We start from the raw sequence: 339 nt of genomic DNA, 5'->3' as shown, positions 1-339 counted from the left end.
CCATTGGGGACGTGGCGAAATTGGTAGACGCACTGGATTTAGGTTCCAGCGCCGCAAGGTGTGAGAGTTCGAGTCTCTCCGTCCCCACCACTTAATTGATTAGTGTATATTAGTCATTAGGTTACAGAGGATTGGTGTAATGGTAGCATGACGGTCTCCAAAACCGTTCGTCAAGGTTCGAGTCCTTGATCCTCTGCCAAGTTTTAACAGTCTAACTGCGAGTTAGCACCCTTGATGGGGACGTGGCGAAATTGGTAGACGCACTGGATTTAGGTTCCAGCGCCGCAAGGTGTGAGAGTTCGAGTCTCTCCGTCCCCACCATCAAATTGAAGAGCAAGG

The 339-nt window shown here is 50.1% G+C and carries 3 tRNA genes; all 3 read left to right on the top strand.

Going from position 1 to position 339, the window contains the following annotated elements:
- Nucleotides 1-5: 5 nt before the first annotated feature.
- The 3 genes from D9K81_RS18310 to D9K81_RS18300 all read left to right on the top strand — a co-directional run bounded on the left by D9K81_RS18310 (nucleotide 6) and on the right by D9K81_RS18300 (nucleotide 321).
- Nucleotides 6-90, top strand: a tRNA-Leu gene (locus D9K81_RS18310).
- Nucleotides 91-125: 35 nt separating this feature from the next.
- Nucleotides 126-199 (top strand) — tRNA-Trp (locus D9K81_RS18305).
- A gap of 37 nt (nucleotides 200-236) precedes the next feature.
- Nucleotides 237-321, top strand: a tRNA-Leu gene (locus tag D9K81_RS18300).
- The last annotated feature ends 18 nt before the right edge of the window (nucleotides 322-339 follow it).

The organism is Acinetobacter chengduensis (genome assembly GCF_003664645.1).
In the GTDB taxonomy this organism is placed as follows: Bacteria; Pseudomonadota; Gammaproteobacteria; order Pseudomonadales; family Moraxellaceae; genus Acinetobacter; species Acinetobacter chengduensis.
The sequence above is the reverse complement of the archived record's forward strand: the minus strand, read 5'-3'. Positions and strand labels throughout refer to the sequence as shown.